Annotated in this window: 19 protein-coding genes; 10 read left to right on the forward strand and 9 right to left on the reverse strand. The window is 69.7% G+C overall.

Annotation, left to right across the window (positions count from 1 at the left end):
- Positions 1-30: 30 nt before the first annotated feature.
- The 3 genes from SD37_RS04745 to SD37_RS04755 all read right to left on the reverse strand — a co-directional run bounded on the left by SD37_RS04745 (position 31) and on the right by SD37_RS04755 (position 2,643).
- The gene (locus SD37_RS04745) at positions 31-1,107 is read right to left on the reverse strand and encodes a methyltransferase (protein WP_044853994.1); all 1,077 of its coding nucleotides are present in this window, start codon (positions 1,105-1,107) and stop codon (positions 31-33) included.
- Between the two features lie 124 nt (positions 1,108-1,231).
- Positions 1,232-2,056 (reverse strand): NAD(P)H-binding protein, encoded by an 825-nt coding sequence (locus SD37_RS04750; protein ID WP_044853995.1) that lies wholly within the window; start codon positions 2,054-2,056, stop codon positions 1,232-1,234.
- Positions 2,053-2,643: an antibiotic biosynthesis monooxygenase gene (locus tag SD37_RS04755; protein ID WP_044853996.1), complete on the reverse strand. Its 591-nt coding sequence runs from the start codon at positions 2,641-2,643 to the stop codon at positions 2,053-2,055. The genes SD37_RS04750 and SD37_RS04755 overlap by 4 nt, the downstream gene beginning before the upstream one ends.
- A 76-nt stretch (positions 2,644-2,719) precedes the next feature.
- On the opposite strand from SD37_RS04755, the gene soxR reads away from it, so the two are divergent.
- A complete protein-coding gene (soxR, locus tag SD37_RS04760) occupies positions 2,720-3,166 on the forward strand; it encodes a redox-sensitive transcriptional activator SoxR (protein WP_083254875.1) in 447 nt (148 codons plus the stop codon).
- Here the strand turns inward: soxR and SD37_RS04765 are convergent.
- Both SD37_RS04765 and SD37_RS04770 read right to left on the reverse strand, forming a co-directional pair.
- The gene (locus SD37_RS04765) at positions 3,156-4,376 is read right to left on the reverse strand and encodes an RNA polymerase sigma factor (RefSeq protein ID WP_044853998.1); all 1,221 of its coding nucleotides are present in this window, start codon (positions 4,374-4,376) and stop codon (positions 3,156-3,158) included. The genes soxR and SD37_RS04765 overlap by 11 nt on opposite strands.
- The gene (locus SD37_RS04770; protein ID WP_044853999.1) at positions 4,364-4,732 is read right to left on the reverse strand and encodes a YciI family protein; all 369 of its coding nucleotides are present in this window, start codon (positions 4,730-4,732) and stop codon (positions 4,364-4,366) included. The genes SD37_RS04765 and SD37_RS04770 overlap by 13 nt, the downstream gene beginning before the upstream one ends.
- Before the next feature lie 162 nt (positions 4,733-4,894).
- On the opposite strand from SD37_RS04770, the gene SD37_RS04775 reads away from it, so the two are divergent.
- The 3 genes from SD37_RS04775 to SD37_RS04785 are packed head-to-tail and all read left to right on the forward strand — an operon-like array spanning position 4,895 to position 6,716.
- A complete protein-coding gene (locus SD37_RS04775; RefSeq protein WP_037317652.1) occupies positions 4,895-5,227 on the forward strand; it encodes a PadR family transcriptional regulator in 333 nt (110 codons plus the stop codon).
- Entirely contained in the window at positions 5,224-6,036 is an 813-nt protein-coding gene (locus tag SD37_RS04780; RefSeq protein ID WP_044854000.1) for an ATP-binding cassette domain-containing protein, read from the forward strand. The genes SD37_RS04775 and SD37_RS04780 overlap by 4 nt, the downstream gene beginning before the upstream one ends.
- Positions 6,033-6,716, forward strand: a complete 684-nt coding sequence (locus tag SD37_RS04785) for an ABC transporter permease (protein WP_044854001.1) — start codon at positions 6,033-6,035, stop codon at positions 6,714-6,716. The genes SD37_RS04780 and SD37_RS04785 overlap by 4 nt, the downstream gene beginning before the upstream one ends.
- Here the strand turns inward: SD37_RS04785 and SD37_RS04790 are convergent.
- Positions 6,703-7,506, reverse strand: a complete 804-nt coding sequence (locus SD37_RS04790; RefSeq protein ID WP_044854002.1) for an SDR family NAD(P)-dependent oxidoreductase — start codon at positions 7,504-7,506, stop codon at positions 6,703-6,705. The two genes, SD37_RS04785 and SD37_RS04790, sit on opposite strands and share 14 nt — an antisense overlap.
- Before the next feature lie 80 nt (positions 7,507-7,586).
- Here SD37_RS04790 and SD37_RS04795 point away from each other — a divergent pair, with 80 nt between their 5' ends.
- Positions 7,587-8,141: a TetR/AcrR family transcriptional regulator gene (locus SD37_RS04795; protein WP_044854003.1), complete on the forward strand. Its 555-nt coding sequence runs from the start codon at positions 7,587-7,589 to the stop codon at positions 8,139-8,141.
- Between the two features lie 110 nt (positions 8,142-8,251).
- The gene (locus SD37_RS04800; RefSeq protein WP_044854004.1) at positions 8,252-9,019 is read left to right on the forward strand and encodes an SDR family oxidoreductase; all 768 of its coding nucleotides are present in this window, start codon (positions 8,252-8,254) and stop codon (positions 9,017-9,019) included.
- Between the two features lie 9 nt (positions 9,020-9,028).
- Here SD37_RS04800 and SD37_RS04805 read toward each other — a convergent pair whose 3' ends face one another.
- A complete protein-coding gene (locus SD37_RS04805) occupies positions 9,029-9,571 on the reverse strand; it encodes a TetR/AcrR family transcriptional regulator (RefSeq protein ID WP_037317637.1) in 543 nt (180 codons plus the stop codon).
- Positions 9,572-9,655: 84 nt separating this feature from the next.
- Here SD37_RS04805 and SD37_RS04810 point away from each other — a divergent pair, with 84 nt between their 5' ends.
- Positions 9,656-10,144: a DoxX family protein gene (locus tag SD37_RS04810; protein WP_044854005.1), complete on the forward strand. Its 489-nt coding sequence runs from the start codon at positions 9,656-9,658 to the stop codon at positions 10,142-10,144.
- A gap of 51 nt (positions 10,145-10,195) precedes the next feature.
- Complete coding sequence (locus SD37_RS43015; RefSeq protein WP_167369607.1) at positions 10,196-10,357, forward strand: hypothetical protein; 162 nt, start codon at positions 10,196-10,198, stop codon at positions 10,355-10,357.
- 18 nt (positions 10,358-10,375) lie between these two features.
- Here SD37_RS43015 and SD37_RS04815 read toward each other — a convergent pair whose 3' ends face one another.
- A complete protein-coding gene (locus tag SD37_RS04815; protein WP_044854006.1) occupies positions 10,376-11,083 on the reverse strand; it encodes a hypothetical protein in 708 nt (235 codons plus the stop codon).
- Between the two features lie 152 nt (positions 11,084-11,235).
- Between SD37_RS04815 and SD37_RS04820 the strand changes: the two genes are divergently transcribed.
- Entirely contained in the window at positions 11,236-11,667 is a 432-nt protein-coding gene (locus tag SD37_RS04820; RefSeq protein WP_044854007.1) for a hypothetical protein, read from the forward strand.
- A 1-nt stretch (position 11,668) separates the two neighbouring features.
- Here SD37_RS04820 and SD37_RS04825 read toward each other — a convergent pair whose 3' ends face one another.
- Positions 11,669-14,689, reverse strand: coding sequence for an AfsR/SARP family transcriptional regulator (locus SD37_RS04825; RefSeq protein ID WP_236725268.1), 3,021 nt, complete (start codon positions 14,687-14,689; stop codon positions 11,669-11,671).
- A 176-nt stretch (positions 14,690-14,865) separates the two neighbouring features.
- Here SD37_RS04825 and tnpC point away from each other — a divergent pair, with 176 nt between their 5' ends.
- The gene (tnpC, locus tag SD37_RS04830; RefSeq protein WP_083254876.1) at positions 14,866-16,311 is read left to right on the forward strand and encodes an IS66 family transposase; all 1,446 of its coding nucleotides are present in this window, start codon (positions 14,866-14,868) and stop codon (positions 16,309-16,311) included.
- Positions 16,312-16,332 lie beyond the last annotated feature (21 nt).

Here is a 16,332-nt window from a genome sequence, read left to right on the forward strand (position 1 = left end):
TTGTGATCCGGGTTCCCGACCACACTTGCCTTACCCCGCGGCGAGACGCCACAGCGAAGTCACCTCCTTCGCGCGGGCCGCGTGCAGTGGATCGCGGGGATCGGTCGCCCGGGGATGCCGCGGCCGGACGTCCACCCGTCCCCGGACTTCCAGCCCGGCGCGCGCGAACGCCGTCGTCAGCTGCTCGCGCGGGCGCAGGTCCAGCAGTTCGGCGAGGTCGGAGAGGATCAGCCAGGCCTCCCCGCCGGGGGTGAGATGCCGAGGCAGCCTGTCAAGGAAGGCGTTGAGCATCCGGCTCCCCGGGTCGTAGACGGCCCGTTCGAGCGGGGTGTGCGCACGGGCGGGGAGCCAGGGCGGGTTGCAGACGATCAGCGGCGCGCGTCCGGGCGGGAACAAATCCGTTTCGAGGGTTTCGATTCCCTCGAAGCCGAGTCGTTCGAAATTCTCCCGCGCGCAGGCGAGCGCGCGGGGTTCGCTGTCCGTCGCCACCACCCTTTCGACGCCGCGATGGGCGAGCACCGCGGCGAGCACGCCGGTCCCGGTGCCGATGTCGAACACCAGTTCCTTGGTAGGCAAGGGAGTTCTCGCCACCAGGTCGACGTACTCGCCGCGGACGGGGGAGAAGACCCCATAGTGCGGATGGATCTTCGCGTCGAGCGCCGGGATCTGGACGCCCTTGACTCGCCACTCGTGCGCGCCGATGACGCCGAGCAGTTCCCGCAGGGACACCAGCGACGGAGTTTCCGAAGGCCCGTAGACCTCGGTGCAGGCGTCCCGGACGTCCGGACCGCGACGCAGCCGCAGGACGTGTCCGGGTTCCAGCGGAACCAGCAGCCTGCCGAGGATTCTTGCTCGGCGTGCTTGCCGGTTTCGCTGGTCCTGGAACGATTTCCCGGCCGTTGGCGCGCAACGGCGGCCCAAGGCGGAGAGAAGGTTACGCGCGTTCTGGAAGTCGCCGTGCCAGGCGAGACCGGTGCCTGACACGGCGAGCCGAAGCGCCTCGTCGGCGGTGAGTTCGTCGCCGACTTCGACGACGCGGCGTGGTGGATTCGTGCCGGTTGTGGTCAGCCAGCGCCGACCGCAGTCCATTGTGGACAGAGGGTTCATGGTTTCCGTTCCTGTTTCCGCCCGCGGCGAATAGACCCCGCGGGCGTTGCTCCGAGGGGGCGTTTTCAGGAACGGCGGCTAGTGGACCGCCGCGGCATGAACCGGTGTCGACACGAATCCGATGCTACCGGAACGACGCGGCGTGGTCGGCCGCCCAGACCTCGAAGTCCAGCGCCCGCCTGCCGGTGACGTCCTGGACGGTCGTGGTGACTTCGCCCGGGTTGTCCACCATCGCCCGGAATCCGGACAGCATCGTGTCGACGACGAAGTCCGGCATTCGCGCGAGCATCGCCTCCCGCGCGGCTTCCGGGCTGATCTCCTCCCAGCGCGCCGGGCGGCCGGCGGCCTCGCCGAGGATCCGCACCTGCTCGGCATGCGTGATCGACCGCGTGCCCGTGAGGACGTACTTCGCCCCCGCGTGCCCGTCGCCGGTCAGCGCCTCGACGGCCACCGCGGCCATGTCGCGTTCGTGGATCAGCGTCATCGACGCCTCGCCGTACGCCCCGCGGACGACGCCGTCCTCGCGGATCGACGGCGCCCAGCCCAGAGTGTTGGTGGCGAACCCGTGTGGACGCAGAAAGGTCCAGTCCACGCCCGTCGCCTCGATCGCCTCTTCCACGGTCCGATGCCAGGCGCCGATGAGATTGTCCTGCTTTGCCAGTGCATCGTCGACGGCGCCGGAAGAAAGGAACACCACGCGTTTCACTCGCTCGCCGAGCAGCGAGACAGTGGGCACGAGCGCTTCGGCGGGGCCGGAGAGCATCAGGAACACCGTGTCGACGCCGTCGAGTGCCGGCGCGATCGTCTCGGGTTTCGCCAGGTCGCCGCGGACACCGTCGGCCGGTGGGTTCCGGCTCAGCGGCCGGACCGGGACGTCCCGCGCCCGCAACTGGGCGACCACCTGCGAGCCGACGTTGCCCGTCGCTCCCGCGACCAGGATCGGCTTCATGCCGCCACCGCCGAAAGGATCGGGCGGTACCGCTTGACCGAACCGCCCGACATCCCCGGGAAGTTCTGCACCCTCTTCCACGCGTCCGTCGTCCCGATGCCGTCGGCTCCGGGGGCGGCGAGCGCGGCGAGATGGGCCTCGGCACTGGTCCATTCGGCGTAGTTCAGTACCCGGGTCCCGTCGGTGCTCACGTGGAAGTACCCCGAGATCCCGCCTTCCGGCCGCGCGGGTTCCGAGGCCAGCGCGGTGAAGACGAGGTCGATCCAGTCGCGCTGCCGCCGCTCGTCGGGTCCTTCGAACTCGACCGAGACGATCACGAGGCAGCCGGGCGTCCCCTCGCCGCGTTGCCCGCGATAGAGCCGGAACACGGGCGCGCCGTCCAAGTCCTGGATGGCGTCTTCGCTGGTCCATTGCTCGTAGGTGAAGGCGCCGTCGTGGTCGATGCCCTCGTACGCGGTGGCCGAAACGAGCCCCTCGGCCGAACGACTCGCGACCGCCGCCCGTGCCGCGTCGGCGTCCGGCCATTCCCGTGCCACCGCCACCAGGTCGCCGCTCGGCGTCGGCCAGTGTCCGGTGTGGATGGTCATTTCGGATGTCCCCTGTGCTGTCATGTCTCCAGCTTCGAACTTAAACAAGGGTTTAAGTCAAGCTAGGATGGCGGACATGTCCGAACTGCCTGCCGAGATCACCATCGGGGAACTGTCGCGGCGCAGTGGTGTCGCCACCTCCGCCCTGCGGTTCTACGAACGTCAGGGGCTCATCCAGAGCAGGCGCACCAGCGGAAACCAGCGCCGGTACGCGCGCAGCACCCTCCGGATCGTCGCGTTCATCCGCGCTTCGCATCACCTCGGCATCCCCCTGGAGGTGATCGGCGGCGTGCTCAGCCTCCTTCCCGAGGGCGCCGCGCCGGATCACGCGTTCTGGCGCCGTGCCTCCGAATGCTGGAGCGCCGAACTCAACAAACGGATCGAGCAGCTGGAGTGCATGCGCGACCGGTTCACCGAATGCATCGGCTGCGGCTGCCTGTCCTTCGACCAGTGCGTCCTGGTCAATCCCGCCGACTTCCTCGCCGCGAAAGGGCCTGGCCCCGCCCGGCTGCTCAAGGACTGATCGCGGCCAGTTTCCGTGCCAGCAGACGTCGTTCGGCGCTGTTCTCCGCTTGCCGGATCGCCGCCTCGTACGCCTGTGCCGCGTCCGCCGGACGGCCGAGCCGGTGCAGCAGATCGGCGCGGATGGCGTGGTACAGGTGGTATTTCTCCAGTTTCAGGCCGTCGACGACGTCGAGTGCCGCGCCGGGACCGTCCACTTCGGCCACCGCGACGGCCCGGTTGAGCGCGACGACCGGCGTCGGGTTCATCGTCAGCAGCAGGTCGTAGAGCTGGACGATCTGCGACCAGTCGGTGCTTTCCGTGCCGTCGGCGTCGCTGTGGACGGCGTTGATCGCGGCCTGGATCTGGTACGGCCCCGGCTGGTTCCGCCGCAGGCAGCCGCGGACCAGCGCCTGCCCCTCGGCGATCAGTTCCTGGTTCCACCGCGACCGGTCCTGTTCGGCCAGCAGTACGACGTCGCCGTCCGCGCCGGTGCGGGCGGCGCGGCGGGACTCGGTGAGCAGCATCAGCGCGAGCAGCCCGGTGACCTCGGGTTCGTCGGGCATGAGCGCGGCCAGCAGCCTGCCGAGCCGGATCGCCTCGGCGCACAGATCCTCCCGCACCAGCCGTTCGCCGGAGCTGGCCGTGTAGCCCTCGTTGAACACCAGGTACACCACGGCGAGCACCGAACGCAGCCTGTCCGGCAGGTCGGCGTCGTCCGGGACGCGGTACGGGATCTTCGCGTCGCGGATCTTGCCCTTCGCCCGCACGAGCCGTTGCGCCATCGTGCTTTCGGGGACGAAGAACGCGTGCGCGATCTCGCCGGTGGTCAGCCCGCCCAGCAGCTTCAGCGTCAGCGCGACCTGCGCGGTGAGGGCGAGCGCGGGGTGGCAGCAGGTGAAGATCAGCCGCAAACGGTCATCACGCACGGGACCCTCCTCCTCCGCTTCGTCGCCCGCGTGGAGCAGCGCGGCCTGGGCGTGCTTGTCGTCGCGTGCGGCTTCTCGGCGCAGTCTGTCGATGCCTTTGTTGCGGGCGGTCGTGATGATCCAGCCGGCCGGGCTCGGCGGCAGACCGGTGGACGGCCACCGGTCCACCGCCGCGGCGAAGGCGTCCTGGACCGCCTCTTCGGCGATGTCGATGCTGCCGAAGACGCGGACCAGGACAGCGACCGCGCGGCCGTACTCCTCGGTGAAGATCCGGCCGATGTCCTCGGTGGTCAGGGAACGCACGAAGGGTCTTCCTCGCCTTGGAACGGCCGGACCTCGATCGGCAGGTAGGTGATCTCGGCGATCCGGCGGCCCCAGTCGAGGGCGGCGTCCAGATCCGGCGCCTCGACGATGGTGAAGCCGCCGAGATGTTCCTTGCCCTCGACGTACGGGCCGTCCGTCATCACGATGTCGCCGCTCTCCTTGGCCTGGAGCACCGTCGCCGTGGTCGGCGGGTGCAGCCCGGCGGCGAACACCCAGACACCCGCTGCCCGCATCTCTTCGTTGAGCGCCTGGAGCTTGCGCGCGATCGGTTCGAGGAACTCCGGCGGCGGGGTGGGGCCGTCGGGCTGGTACAGGCTGATGAGGTACTGGGTCATGGCGTCCTCCTCGTTCGGAGCGGTTTGTCACCCCCTATACGAAGGGCGTCCCACCGATTCGACAGCGGCGGCGATATTTTCCCGGATTTTCTTCGGCTACGTATTGTCGCAGGTCAGACTAGCTTGTAGTGCTATCTAGGTAGTACTGCTACATTGCTCGTCATGGATCAGGACCGGCGAGGCCAATGGCTGCGGGGAGTGCTGGCGCCGTGTGTGCTGGCGCTGGTCGCCGAGCGCGAGTCCTACGGCTACGAGCTGGCCCAGTCGCTCGACGCCGCCGGCCTCGGCCCCATCCAGGGCGGCACGCTCTACCCGGTTCTGCTGCGGCTGCAGCGGTTCGGCCTGGTCACCGCGAGCTGGCGGGACGGCACGGCCGGGCCGGCGCGCAAGTACTACCGGATCACCGCCGCGGGCCGGGAAACACTGCGGCACGCCACCGCCGACTGGCAGGAGTTCTCCGCCGGGGTGGCCTCGATCTTGCGGGAGGGAAGATGAACCACGACGGCTGGCTTTCCGCGCTGGCGCACGAACTGCGCCGTCGCGGCGTCGGCGGGGACGCCGCGCGGCAGGTGGTCGCGGAGGCGGCGGTGCATCTGCGGGAAAGCGGCGGGGATCCGATGCGGGTCTTCGGTCCGCCGCCCGCCTACGCCTCGGCCGTGGCCGACAGCGTGGGGCGTCCCCGGCGCCGCCCGGGTGAGGTGCTGCTGGAAGCGCGGGGCATCACGAAGAAGTACGGCCGCCGTCCGGTGCTGACCGGCGTCGACCTCGTCGTGCGGTCGGGAGAGGTCGCCGCGGTGATCGGCGCGAACGGCTGCGGCAAGAGCACCTTCCTGAGCATCTGCGCCGGACTGACCGGGGCGGACAAGGGTGAGGTCCGCGTCCGCGGTTCGCTCGGCTACTGCCCGCAGGACGGGGGTACGGCGGACTTCCTCGACGCGGGTGAGCATTTCGTGCTGATCGGGGCGGGCCGGGGGATGTCGCGCGAGGAGGCTGTCCGCGTCGGTGACGCGCGTGCCTCGGCCCTGGACTGGACGCCGGGACGCGGCAGGCAGGCGCGGCACCTTTCCGGCGGGACCAGGCAGAAACTGAACCTGGTGCTGGCGGGGCTCGGCGAACCGGACGTCCTCCTGCTCGACGAGCCCTACCAGGGTTTCGACAAGGGCACCTACCTCGACTTCTGGCACCAGGTCTGGCAATGGCGGGAGGCGGGCAAAGCCGTCGTCGTGGTCACCCATCTGCTCAACCGGCTGGACCAGGTGGACACCGTGCTCGAACTCTCCCCGGCCAGGAAGGCGGTCGCGTGAAGAAGGTACTGACGATCGCCGAGATGGCGCTGCGCGAACTCCTGCGCCGCCGGGCGGTCCTGCTGATCCTCCTGCTGTTGCCGCTGGTGTTCTACCTGAGCAGGAGCGGTGACCACCTCGGCCAGTCGATCCGGTTCGTCTGCCTCGGCCTCGGCTGGGCGCTGAGCACCGCCGCGCTGTTCGCCGGAAGCGCGAGCCGCGCGATGGAACCCCGGCTGCGGCTTTCGGGCTACCGCTCCCATCACCTGTACCTCGGCCGGTTGAGTGCACTGTGGACGGTCGGAACGCTTTTGTCCGCACCGTACTTCGTGCTGATCCTCGTCGACCAGCACGACGTCCGGTACGGCCCGGTCGCCCTGATCATGGTGCTGACGGTCGCCGTGTCGGCGCCGTTCGGGCTCGCGCTCAGCGCGGTGCTGCCGCGTGAACTCGAAGGGACGCTGGTCCTGCTGGCCGTCGTCGGGCTGCAGATGATGGCCGATCCGTCGAGCCTGATCGCGCGTCTGCTGCCGTTCTGGTCCAGTCGCGAGATCGGCACCTACGCCATCGACCATACCGACATCGGGTACCTGACCAGGGGAAGTGTGCACGGGGTGATCTCGATGGCGGTGCTGCTCGCGGCGGTCGCCGTCGCGTCGGGATTCCGGCTGCGGCGGCGCTCGCATCTCAAGTTCGTTTAGCGACTTCCCCCAGGAGCCGGGCGGTTTCCCGATGGAGCCGCTCGGCTTCTTCGGCGGTGGCGGCGTCGAGTTCGAGGCGCTTGCCGCGAAGGTAGGCGCTCAGCGGTACTTCCGGCCGGTTCTCGATGAGGTCGAGCATCGGCGAGATGGCCTTCTCCGGCGGGGTGCCCAGGAGTTTCGCGAGGACACCGACCATCGCGCGTGAGGTCCTGCCGAGCGCGCCCTGGTGGCTCGTGCGGACGAAACCAGGGTTGTAGAGCACGTACCGGACGTGGTCGGACGCCAGCCGGAACGCGGACAACAGACCGAGCCGACGGCTCTGGAGGTTCGCGATCTTCCAGCTATAGCCCCGTTCCAGCTGGAGATCGTCCCAGCGGACGGCGTCCTCCGGCGCGCCGGGAACGGTGGTGTCGAGGATCAGCGGCCGCTCGGCGGCGCCGAGGACCTCCTGGAGTTCCGACGCGAAGATGTGGCGGCTCAGGTAGTAGAGCGCGAAGTTGTGTTCGAAGCCCTCGCTGGTCATCTGCCGGTCTCGGTGCACGTACGCGGCACCCAGTACCAGGGTGTCGACGACGGGGAACCGGGTGGCGATCTCCTTGGTGACGCGCAGATTCTCCGCGACTTCGCGAAGGTCGGCCTTGACGAAGTGCGCGTCGCCGTTCTTCGCCAGCTCGCGGAATTTCGTCTCGCTACGGCCCACCACGACGACGGTGTGGCCCGCGCGCAGCCGGTGGGCCGCCAGCGCGCGGCCGAGTCCGTCGGTTCCCCCGGTGATCACGATCGTGGACATGGTCGCCTCCTGTTCCGGAACAAGTGATCCGGAAACTACCGTATCCGAAACATGCGTTCCGGAACAGGTAGGATTCCGGTATGACCACTCCTCGACGTCAGCGCTGGGACGCGGCGCGGAACCGGGCGCAACTGCTGGAGGCCGCGCGCGAGACCTTCGCCGAACGCGGTCTCGCGACCGACGTCCGGGAGATCGCGCGGCGGGCGGGCGTCGGCGTCGCCACCCTCTACCGGCATTTCCCGACCAAGGACGACCTGGTCGAAGCCGTGCTGGAGGAGGACGTGGCCGAGTGGACGGCCGTCTCCGAGCGGGCGAAGGCCGCCGAGGACGCGTGGGAGGGAATCGGGCTGTTCGTCGAGCGGACCCTGGCGATGATGGCTCGTCATCGCGCGTTCCTCGACGGGCTCACCGTCACCGAAGGCGCACTCGAAGCCTGCCGCGCGCACCTCGCCGAGAGCCTCGATGACCTGGTCGAACGCGCGCACCGGGAGGGTCGCCTGCGGGCCGGGATCACCTCCGCCGACATCGGCCTGCAGATCCTCGCGCTCGGCCGGATCGTCGAGCTGACCTCTTCGCAGGGCGACGACGTCTGGCGCAAGCACGCCGCTCTCGTCCTCGGGGCGCTCGCGGCCTGAGTCCTGCCTGGTACTGGCAGACCCAGGTCGGACAGACCGTGCCATCTCCGCGCCGTAGCCGGTTTCCTGGACTCAGAACGCGACAACGAGTCCACTTAGGAGAGACAGAGATGACGAACTCCCCGGCACGGCACGCGAACAGGGTCGCCGTCGTCACCGGCGCGTCCAGCGGGATCGGCGAGGCGACCGCACGGCGGCTCGCCGCCTCCGGAGCGGCGGTCGCGCTCATCGCCCGCCGGGCGGACCGGCTGGAAACGCTCGCCAAGGAGATCGACCGGGACGGCGGGACCGCGCTCGTCCTCGCGGCCGACGTCGCCGACGCCGAAGCGATGCGGGCCGCGGCGGCCGAGGTCGAGGCGAAACTGGGCCGCGCGGACCTGCTGTTCAACAACGCGGGCGTGATGCTGGCCGCGCCGATCGACGAACTCGCGACCGCCGACTGGCAGCGCATGATCGACGTCAACATGTCGGGCCTGATGAACGCGATCGGCGCGTTCGTCCCGCATCTGGTCGCTTCGGCGGCCGAAAAGGGCGTCGCGGACCTGGTGAACACCTCGTCCATCGGTGCGCAGGCCGTCTTCCCGTCCTTCGCCGTGTACGTCGCTTCGAAGGCGTACGTCACGCACCTTTCGAAGAACCTTCGCGCGGACCTCGGGCCGAAGGGTGTGCGAGTCGCGGCGGTGGAGCCTGGTCTGGTCGAGACGGAGCTGCAGGGTCACGTCACCGACCCTGGTGCGATCGAATGGCTCGACAGCGTGCGCGAGACGCTGACCTGGCTGAAGCCGGAGGACATCGCCGAGACCGTGGCGTTCCTGACCTCGCTCCCGGCGCGGGTGAACCTCCAGCAGGTCACCGTGATGCCCACCGCGCAGGTCTGATCCCGGGCGTCAGGGGAAGAGGATCCGGGCGATCGCGCGGGCGGCGGTGTCCGGATCCTCGAGGTGTTCGGTGCGCAGCGCGCCGGTGAGCCACAGGTTCGCGAAGCCGTGCATCAGCGACCACGCGGCGACTCCCGCCATGGCGTCGTCGCTGACCGACGACGCTCCGCCGGTGAGCAGCAGACCCGCGCGGTCGCGTGCGGCGACCAGTGCCGCGTCGTCCTCGCGGTGGAGATCGGGGCGGAACATCACCTCGAAATGCGCGCGATGCTCGATCGCGAACCGCACGTAGGCCACCCCGACCTCGACGAAGTCCCGCGTGCGCTCCTCGGCGGCGGCGAGCGCGTCCGCGAGCAGCCCGAATCCCTCGGCGGCCAGTGCGGTGAGCACGCCGGCCTTGTCGCCGAAGTGGTGCACCGGCCCGGCGTGCGAGACCCCCGCGCGCCGGGCGAGGTCGCGGAGGCTGATCCCGGCGGGGCCGTGTTCGGTGATGGCCGCGACGGCGGCGTCGAGGACGGCCCGCCGGAGGTCGCCATGGTGGTACGGACTCATGCCGATGAATCTAGTCATTGACAAGATGGTCCGCAACGGCGCATCTTGTCAGTGGAAAGTTTCACTGCCCGAAAGGCGTCGGTCATGGATCCCGGTCTCGTCCCCGTCCTCATGTTGGTCGTCGTCACGGCGGCGTTGTCCCTGCTCGGAGCGGTGGGCGTGCGGCGCCTGCGGTCCTGGCCGGTGGCCGTGCGCGGCGGCGTCGCGGCGCTGTTCGTCACGACCGGGGCGGCGCATTTCGTCGGCATGCGCGAGGAACTCATCGCGATGGTGCCGCCCGCCTTGCCCGCCCCGGCGTTGCTGGTCACCGTCACCGGTGTTCTCGAGCTGGCGGGCGCGGCGGGAATCCTGTGGTCGCGTACGGCACCGTGGGCGGCGGGTGGACTGACCGTTCTGCTGCTGGGGATGTTCCCGGCGAACGTGTACAAGGCGCTGAACGGGCCGGTGACTTCGACGATGGACGAATTGGTGCCGCGCAGCCTGATGCAGGTGGTCTTCCTGGCCGCGACGGTGTCGCTGGTGGTGCATTACGTGCGTGCGCCGAACGGACCCTTTGCCCAAAGGAGACCTTAAGTCTTTCCCAAGTCGGGGCCCCGTCCCCGGGAACGGCCCTACCATCTGAGAATGAAGATCTCATTGTGGATCGGATTCTGTGGACTGTGCATCGTCGCCGGGCACATGCTTCTCGGGGCGGTCGGGCTCGTCCTGCTGATGAGCTGCCTCCCGGCGGGACACGACCACGAATCCGGTGACAGGGCAGGAAAAGCTCCCGTGCGGCTGGCCTGACGGCCGCACGGGAAATCCTTATCCCAAGGTGCTCGCGAAAGCGAGCGCGCCCAATGCCGGAATCGCCAAAGCCGTCAAAAGTACCGTCTTCCGATCCGGTTTGGGACTTTCCAGTAATACGCGGACCCCGGCCGGGACCAACGCGGCACAAAGCCCCGCGGTGCCGATGATCGACACGATTTCGGTGCCCTTCAGCACCCCGAGCGGCAGAAGTCCCATCGTGGCCAACCCGATCGATCCCACGACGCCGAGTGCTTTCGCGCGATAGGCGGCGAAGGCGAGCAAGTACCAGCCGAACATGATGGTGAACGACAGGAAACTGAACAGGTGCAGGTCCTGGTACGACGCGCCGACCACACTCTCGGCGAATTCGGCGCCGCGGCGTCCGGCGAGGCTCAGCGCGGCCTGGTCGATCCCGGCGTGGAAGGTCCGCTCGAAGAGTCCAATGAGGACGAACACGCCGCCCCAGGCGGCCAGTGCCGGTCTGGTCCGCCCGATCTTCGTGGCGAGCGCGATGATCGCGGGCCACAGCAGGACGTTGCCAGCCAGGAAACAGGTGTAGGCCGCGGTCGTCAGCGCGGGATGCTCGCTCATCGCCCTGAGCTGGCTGGGGAAGAAGAAGTCGAAGGGTGAGCGCAGCAGCGTTCCGGTGAGCAGCAGGATCGGGCCGAGGACCATCGAGACCGCGGCGATCCGGCGGCCGGGGAAGACGTAGTCGGTTTCCATACCGGGAAGCCTGCCGATCCGGACGCGTCCCCGGATCGGCTCGGGGGCTGACTTCCCGGCTCAGACCGTGGGTGGGCTCGTCCGGCGTCCGGCGGATTGCGGGCGGGGGGAACCGGCGGAACAGTGTGAGGACAACGGATTCAGGGGGCACGATGACGATCATGAAGGTCCTGGCCGGTTCCGCGGTCCTATGCGCGGGGCTCACGTTCGTCGCCGCCGGCGAGGCGTCCGCCGCGATCCCGGACTGCGCTTCCGGCGTCAAGACCATCAAACCTGTCGTACTCGAAGACCCGGGGAGGTGGACCTACACGTTCGACCTGTCGTGGTGCGCGGACGCCGGGACGATCGTCTGGGCCCAGCCGTCGGTGACCCCGCTGGTGCTCGACCCGGCCTGCCGCTGGGTCGGCCGTGTCGAGGAATCCCTCGGCCGGGAGCCGGGCGGCGCCGCCTGGCGGGCGTTCGACATGAGCGAGTTCTCCTGCCTCGACGGCGCGGGCAAGGAGCACGGCGTCAACCCGTGGGTCATCGTCACCTTCGACCCGGCGGGCGGCTACGACACCCGCGGTGACGTCGCCGGGACGTGAGTCAGCCGCGGAGGATCGAGTCGACGGCGGCCGCCGCCCGGTCGCGCAGCGCCCGGTAGCCGGCCCGCTCGGCCAGGGCGAGCGCGTGCCGGGCCTGGCCGACGTCGCCGGTGGCGGTCGCGAGCCCGATGAGCGCGTCGATCTCGGGGTACCGGTCGCCGGTCTCCCGCAGCAGCGCCAGGGCCTGCCGGTACCGGCGGAGGGCGTCCGGCCGGTGACCCGCGCGCTGGTGCACCCCGGCGAGCGCGATGAGCGCTTCGCCTTCCCCACGTGGTTCGCCGGTCTCCCGCGCCAGCCGCAGCCCGTCACGCGCGTGATCGAGCGCTTCGGGGATCCGCCCGAGATCGGCGTACACGGCGGCGAGCCTGCCGAGCGTTTCCGCCTCTCCGGCCCGGTTCCCGGCTTCGCGATGCAGGCTGAGCGCCCTGGTGAGCAGTCCCGCCGCTTCGGCGGTGCGGCCGCGGGCGTGCTGTACCTGTCCGAGGTTGCTCAGATTGATCGCTTCGCCATAACGCGAACCGATCCGCCGATATCGGCGCAGGGCCTGGACGTAATGCCCGGCCGCCCGCGGCAGATCGCCCATCTCCCAGTGGACGAGCCCGAGATTGCCGAGCGCGACGGCTTCCCCGGCCGGTCTGCCGACGCGCCTGCTCAACTCCAGTCCCCGGGAGAACCGCGCCGCGGCCGCGGGCAGCCGTCCGGATTGCCAGTACGCGCAGCCGAGATTGCCCAGTACCGCGGCCTGTGCCTCCACCCAGCCCGCTCGCCGGGCGAGCACGAGCGCGCCGGTGTAGTGCCGGACGGCCGCCCGGTACCGGCCCTGGCGGAAATTCAGGTCGGCCAGGCTGAACCGGGCGGACGCGCGGGCGCGGAGGTCGCCGTCCTCCTCGGCGGCGGCGAGTGCGGCTCCGGCGGCGGCCCGCCATTCCACCTGGCGCAAGGACATCCAGAAGTACCCCCGCAGGGCGTCGGCCAGCAGCCAGGCCACCGGACGCGGCCCGGTCCGCGCCGTGTCCTCGGCGACGGCGACGACGTTGGCCAGTTCGGTCTCCAGCCATTCCGACGCGTTTTCCTTCACCACGGCGGGAAGGGGGCCGTCGGGGACGGACAACGGAGTGCGGAACATGTGCGGGTAGCTCTGTTTCGCCGCGTGGTCGACGGCACGCAGGTACCACTCGCGCAGCCGTCGGCGGGCGGATTCGCGTTCGGCCGGGGATTCCCGCGACTCCAGTCGATCCGCGGCGTAGCGCCGAAGCAGGTCATGGAAGTGATAGCGGCCCGGGGCGTGCTGCTCGACCAGATGCGCGCCCGCGAGCGCGTCCAGCATCGCGCCCGCCCGGCTCGTCCCGGTGAGGATTTCGACCGCCTCGACGCCGATGTCGTTGCCCGGCACCAGGCTCAGCAGCCGGAACAGCCGCCGCGTTTCCGCGGGCAAGGCCGCGTAGGAGAGGTCGAAGGCGGTCCGGACGGCGATCTGTTCGTCACCGGGCACGGTGAGCGCGGCCAGCAGATTGCCCTTGCGCAGCTCGATGGCGTAATCCTCGATGCCGCTTCCGGGATTGTCGGCGAGGTTGGCCGCCGCGATCCGCAGTGCGAGCGGAAGATACGCGCACAGCCCGGCCACCTCGGCGGCCGCCTCGCGTTCGGCCTGGATCCGTTCGGGACCGAGTATCCGCGCGAGCAGTTCCAGTGCCTCGCCGGGATCGAGCATGTCCAGCGTGAGCCGCCGGGCGCCGTGCAGGGCGACCAGACCGGCCATCCGGTCGCGGGCGGTCACCAGCACCAGGCAGCCGGGCCCGGCGGGCAGCAGCGGCCGGACCTGCTCCACGCCGTCGACGTTGTCCAGCAGTACCAAGGCCTTCCGGTCGGTCATCAGCGTCCGGTACAGCGCCGACGCGGTCTCCGTGTCCGCGGGCAGGCGTTCGGCGGGGATCTCCAGGGCGGACAGGAACCGCGTGAGCACTTCGAGCGCCGTCGCGGGCGGGCCGGGTGAATGCCCGCGCAGATTCGCGTAGAACTGCCCGTCGGGGAACCGGTCCTTCATCCGGTGCGCCCAGCGCACGGCCAGCGCGGTCTTCCCGGCACCCGCCGTACCCGTGATGGCCGCGATCGCCACCGAGCCGCCGGAGTCACGCTGTTCCGGCACCAGTTCGTCCAAAAGGGACAGTTCGATCGCGCGGCCGGTGAACCCCGGCGGTTCGGCGGGCAGCTGACGCGGCACCCGGACGGCCGGACGCGGGTTCGCGGCCGGGAGCGGACCCCCGTCGTCGAGAAGGGCGGCGTGCGCCGCGAGGAGTTCGGGGCCGGGTTCGACACCCAGCTCTTCGACGAGCCGCTCACGAACCTCTTGGTAGAGCCGGAAAGCCGTCGCCCGCTGGCCCGCGCCGTGATACGCCCGGATCAGCCTGGCCTGTGCCGGCTCGTCCAGCGGCTGGTCCGCGGCGGCCTCGACCAGCTCCGTCAGCACCTCCTCGGCGGCGCCGATGGCGAGCATCGCGTCGCCGTACCTGGCGAGCAGCGAACGGTGTTCCGCGACGAGGGAGACGACCTTGGGATGTGTCGCGAGCACCGGGAGGTCGGCCAGTGGTTTACCCCGCCACCGGCGCAGGGCCTCACCGAACAGTGCGGCGGCGCGGCCCGTCTCGCCGTCGCGCAGGGCGTCGTTCGCCTCGGCGATCAGCCCCCGGACGTGGGGCAGGTCGACGTCGACGGCGTCCCAGCGCAGCGCGTAGCCGCCGCCGACATGCGGCAGGATCTCGCTCCCGGACCGCGACGGCCGATCGGGTTCCAGCAGCCGTCGCAGGTGTTTGACATGCGTCTGGAGGACGTTCACCGCGCTGCGCGGCGGCCGTTCGCCCCAGAGCGCGTCGACCAGGTCCTGCTGGGAGGTCGCCTCGCCGCCGGCGAGCACCAGCAACCCCAGCACGGCGCGGCGGGCCGGTGGGCCGAGGTCGAGTTCCTCCCGGCCGAGCCACACGCGCAGCGAACCCAGCATCTGGATCCGCACCGCCGTCGGCCCCATCGATGGGAACGTAGCGAGCCATCCCGCGTCGCACAAGGAAGAAGCGCGGAAAGCGGCCCGCTTTGGGCCGCTCAGCCCAAGGGCGGTACGGCCGGCAAAGTGGTCGTGAGTGTTGAGTGTCGGTAACTAGTCAGGTCCCGGTCACGTGGTGATCATGGTTCTGCGATGATCACCACGTGGCCGGGGGTGAGCGTCCGTCGTATGACGAGTTGGCTGCTCTGGTCGTGTCTCAGGCGGAGACGATCCGGGTGTTGCGGGCCGAGGTGGAGCGGTTGTCCGCGCGGGTCGGGGAGCTGGAACGGCAGCTGAAGACCACGTCGCGGAATTCGTCGAAACCGCCGTCGCAGGATGTGTATGTCAAGCCGGCGCCGAGGTCGTTGCGCCGGAAAACCGGTCGTGGGCAAGGGAAACAACCCGGGGCGCCGGGCGCGAGCCTGACACTGGTCGATAATCCCGGCACCGTGGTTGATCATGTTCCGTCGGCATGTGCGGGCTGCGGGACAGGGCTGTCGTGCCGTCCGGATGTGGGCGTGGTGCGCCGTCAGGTGCATGATCTGCCCGAGATCGTCCCGGTGGTGACCGAGCATCGTCTGTATCAACGTCGCTGCCGGTGCGGGGTGCTGACCACCGCGCCCGCCCCGGCCGAGGCCACCGCTGCGGCCTGCTATGGGCCGAATGTGACCGCGTTGGCCGCGTATCTGCTGACCTATCAGCATCTTCCGATCTCCCGTGCCGCTGAACTGCTGGCCGAGGTGACCGGTATGGCGGTGTCCACCGGCTGGGTCAGCTCGGTGCTGGGGCGTCTCGCGCCCGGGCTGGCCCCGTTCGTCGAGGCCGTTCAGGCAGCGATCGTGGCGGCGCCGTTGGCGCATTTCGACGAGACCGGTGTCCGGGTGCTCGGCAAGAACAGGTGGCTCCACTCGGCCAGCACGCTGTGGTTGACCGTCTATTTCCTGCATGACAAACGCGGCCGCGAAGCGATCGACGCGTTCGGGATCCTGAACGGCTTCGCCGGCATCGCGGTGCACGACGGCTACCACTCCTACCGCACCTACGACCTCACTCACGCCCTCTGCAACGCCCACCACCAGCGGGAGCTCCAAGCCGCGGCGGAGACCCATCCCGATCAGGCCTGGCCCACCGGGCTCAGTGATGTCCTCGACGAACTCAACGCCGCCGCCCACACCGCCCGTGACCTGGACCTGTCCGAGATCCCCGACGACGTCCTCACACCGATGACCGGCCGCTACGACACCCACGTCCGCACCGGCCTGGACCTGCATCCGCGCAACCAACGAGGCCACCCCAAAGGCGGAAGACCCACCCAATCCCAGGCCCGCCGCCTGCTCGAACGACTCGAGAAATACCGCGGCGACACCCTGCGGTTCGCGTTCGACCTGACCGTTCCCTTCACCAACAACCAGGCCGAACGCGACATCCGCATGACCAAAACCCAGCTCAAAATCACCGGCGGATGGCGCACCCACCACGGCGCCACCACCTGGCTCACCGTGCGCTCCTACATCTCCACCATCCGCAAACACGGCCTCAACACCCTCACCGCGCTCCGCGACGCCATCACCGGAAACCCCTGGCTACCAACCCGACCCGCAACCACCTGACTAGTAACGAGTGTCGTTCTA

It is taken from the genome of Amycolatopsis orientalis, from assembly GCF_000943515.2.
GTDB lineage: Bacteria > Actinomycetota > Actinomycetes > Mycobacteriales > Pseudonocardiaceae > Amycolatopsis > Amycolatopsis orientalis.

What these genes read in the sequence shown, in the direction of transcription:
- SD37_RS04745 (WP_044853994.1), bottom strand. Translation starts at nt 1,107, where the DNA reads ATGAACCCTCTGTCCACAATGGACTGCGGTCGGCGCTGGCTGACCACA.
- SD37_RS04750 (WP_044853995.1), bottom strand. Translation starts at nt 2,056, where the DNA reads ATGAAGCCGATCCTGGTCGCGGGAGCGACGGGCAACGTCGGCTCGCAG.
- SD37_RS04755 (WP_044853996.1), bottom strand. Translation starts at nt 2,643, where the DNA reads ATGACCATCCACACCGGACACTGGCCGACGCCGAGCGGCGACCTGGTG.
- soxR (WP_083254875.1), top strand. Translation starts at nt 2,720, where the DNA reads ATGTCCGAACTGCCTGCCGAGATCACCATCGGGGAACTGTCGCGGCGC.
- SD37_RS04770 (WP_044853999.1), bottom strand. Translation starts at nt 4,732, where the DNA reads ATGACCCAGTACCTCATCAGCCTGTACCAGCCCGACGGCCCCACCCCG.
- SD37_RS04775 (WP_037317652.1), top strand. Translation starts at nt 4,895, where the DNA reads ATGGATCAGGACCGGCGAGGCCAATGGCTGCGGGGAGTGCTGGCGCCG.
- SD37_RS04780 (WP_044854000.1), top strand. Translation starts at nt 5,224, where the DNA reads ATGAACCACGACGGCTGGCTTTCCGCGCTGGCGCACGAACTGCGCCGT.
- SD37_RS04790 (WP_044854002.1), bottom strand. Translation starts at nt 7,506, where the DNA reads ATGTCCACGATCGTGATCACCGGGGGAACCGACGGACTCGGCCGCGCG.
- SD37_RS04795 (WP_044854003.1), top strand. Translation starts at nt 7,587, where the DNA reads ATGACCACTCCTCGACGTCAGCGCTGGGACGCGGCGCGGAACCGGGCG.
- SD37_RS04800 (WP_044854004.1), top strand. Translation starts at nt 8,252, where the DNA reads ATGACGAACTCCCCGGCACGGCACGCGAACAGGGTCGCCGTCGTCACC.
- SD37_RS04805 (WP_037317637.1), bottom strand. Translation starts at nt 9,571, where the DNA reads ATGAGTCCGTACCACCATGGCGACCTCCGGCGGGCCGTCCTCGACGCC.
- SD37_RS04810 (WP_044854005.1), top strand. Translation starts at nt 9,656, where the DNA reads ATGGATCCCGGTCTCGTCCCCGTCCTCATGTTGGTCGTCGTCACGGCG.
- SD37_RS43015 (WP_167369607.1), top strand. Translation starts at nt 10,196, where the DNA reads ATGAAGATCTCATTGTGGATCGGATTCTGTGGACTGTGCATCGTCGCC.
- SD37_RS04815 (WP_044854006.1), bottom strand. Translation starts at nt 11,083, where the DNA reads ATGGAAACCGACTACGTCTTCCCCGGCCGCCGGATCGCCGCGGTCTCG.
- SD37_RS04820 (WP_044854007.1), top strand. Translation starts at nt 11,236, where the DNA reads ATGACGATCATGAAGGTCCTGGCCGGTTCCGCGGTCCTATGCGCGGGG.
- SD37_RS04825 (WP_236725268.1), bottom strand. Translation starts at nt 14,689, where the DNA reads ATGGGGCCGACGGCGGTGCGGATCCAGATGCTGGGTTCGCTGCGCGTG.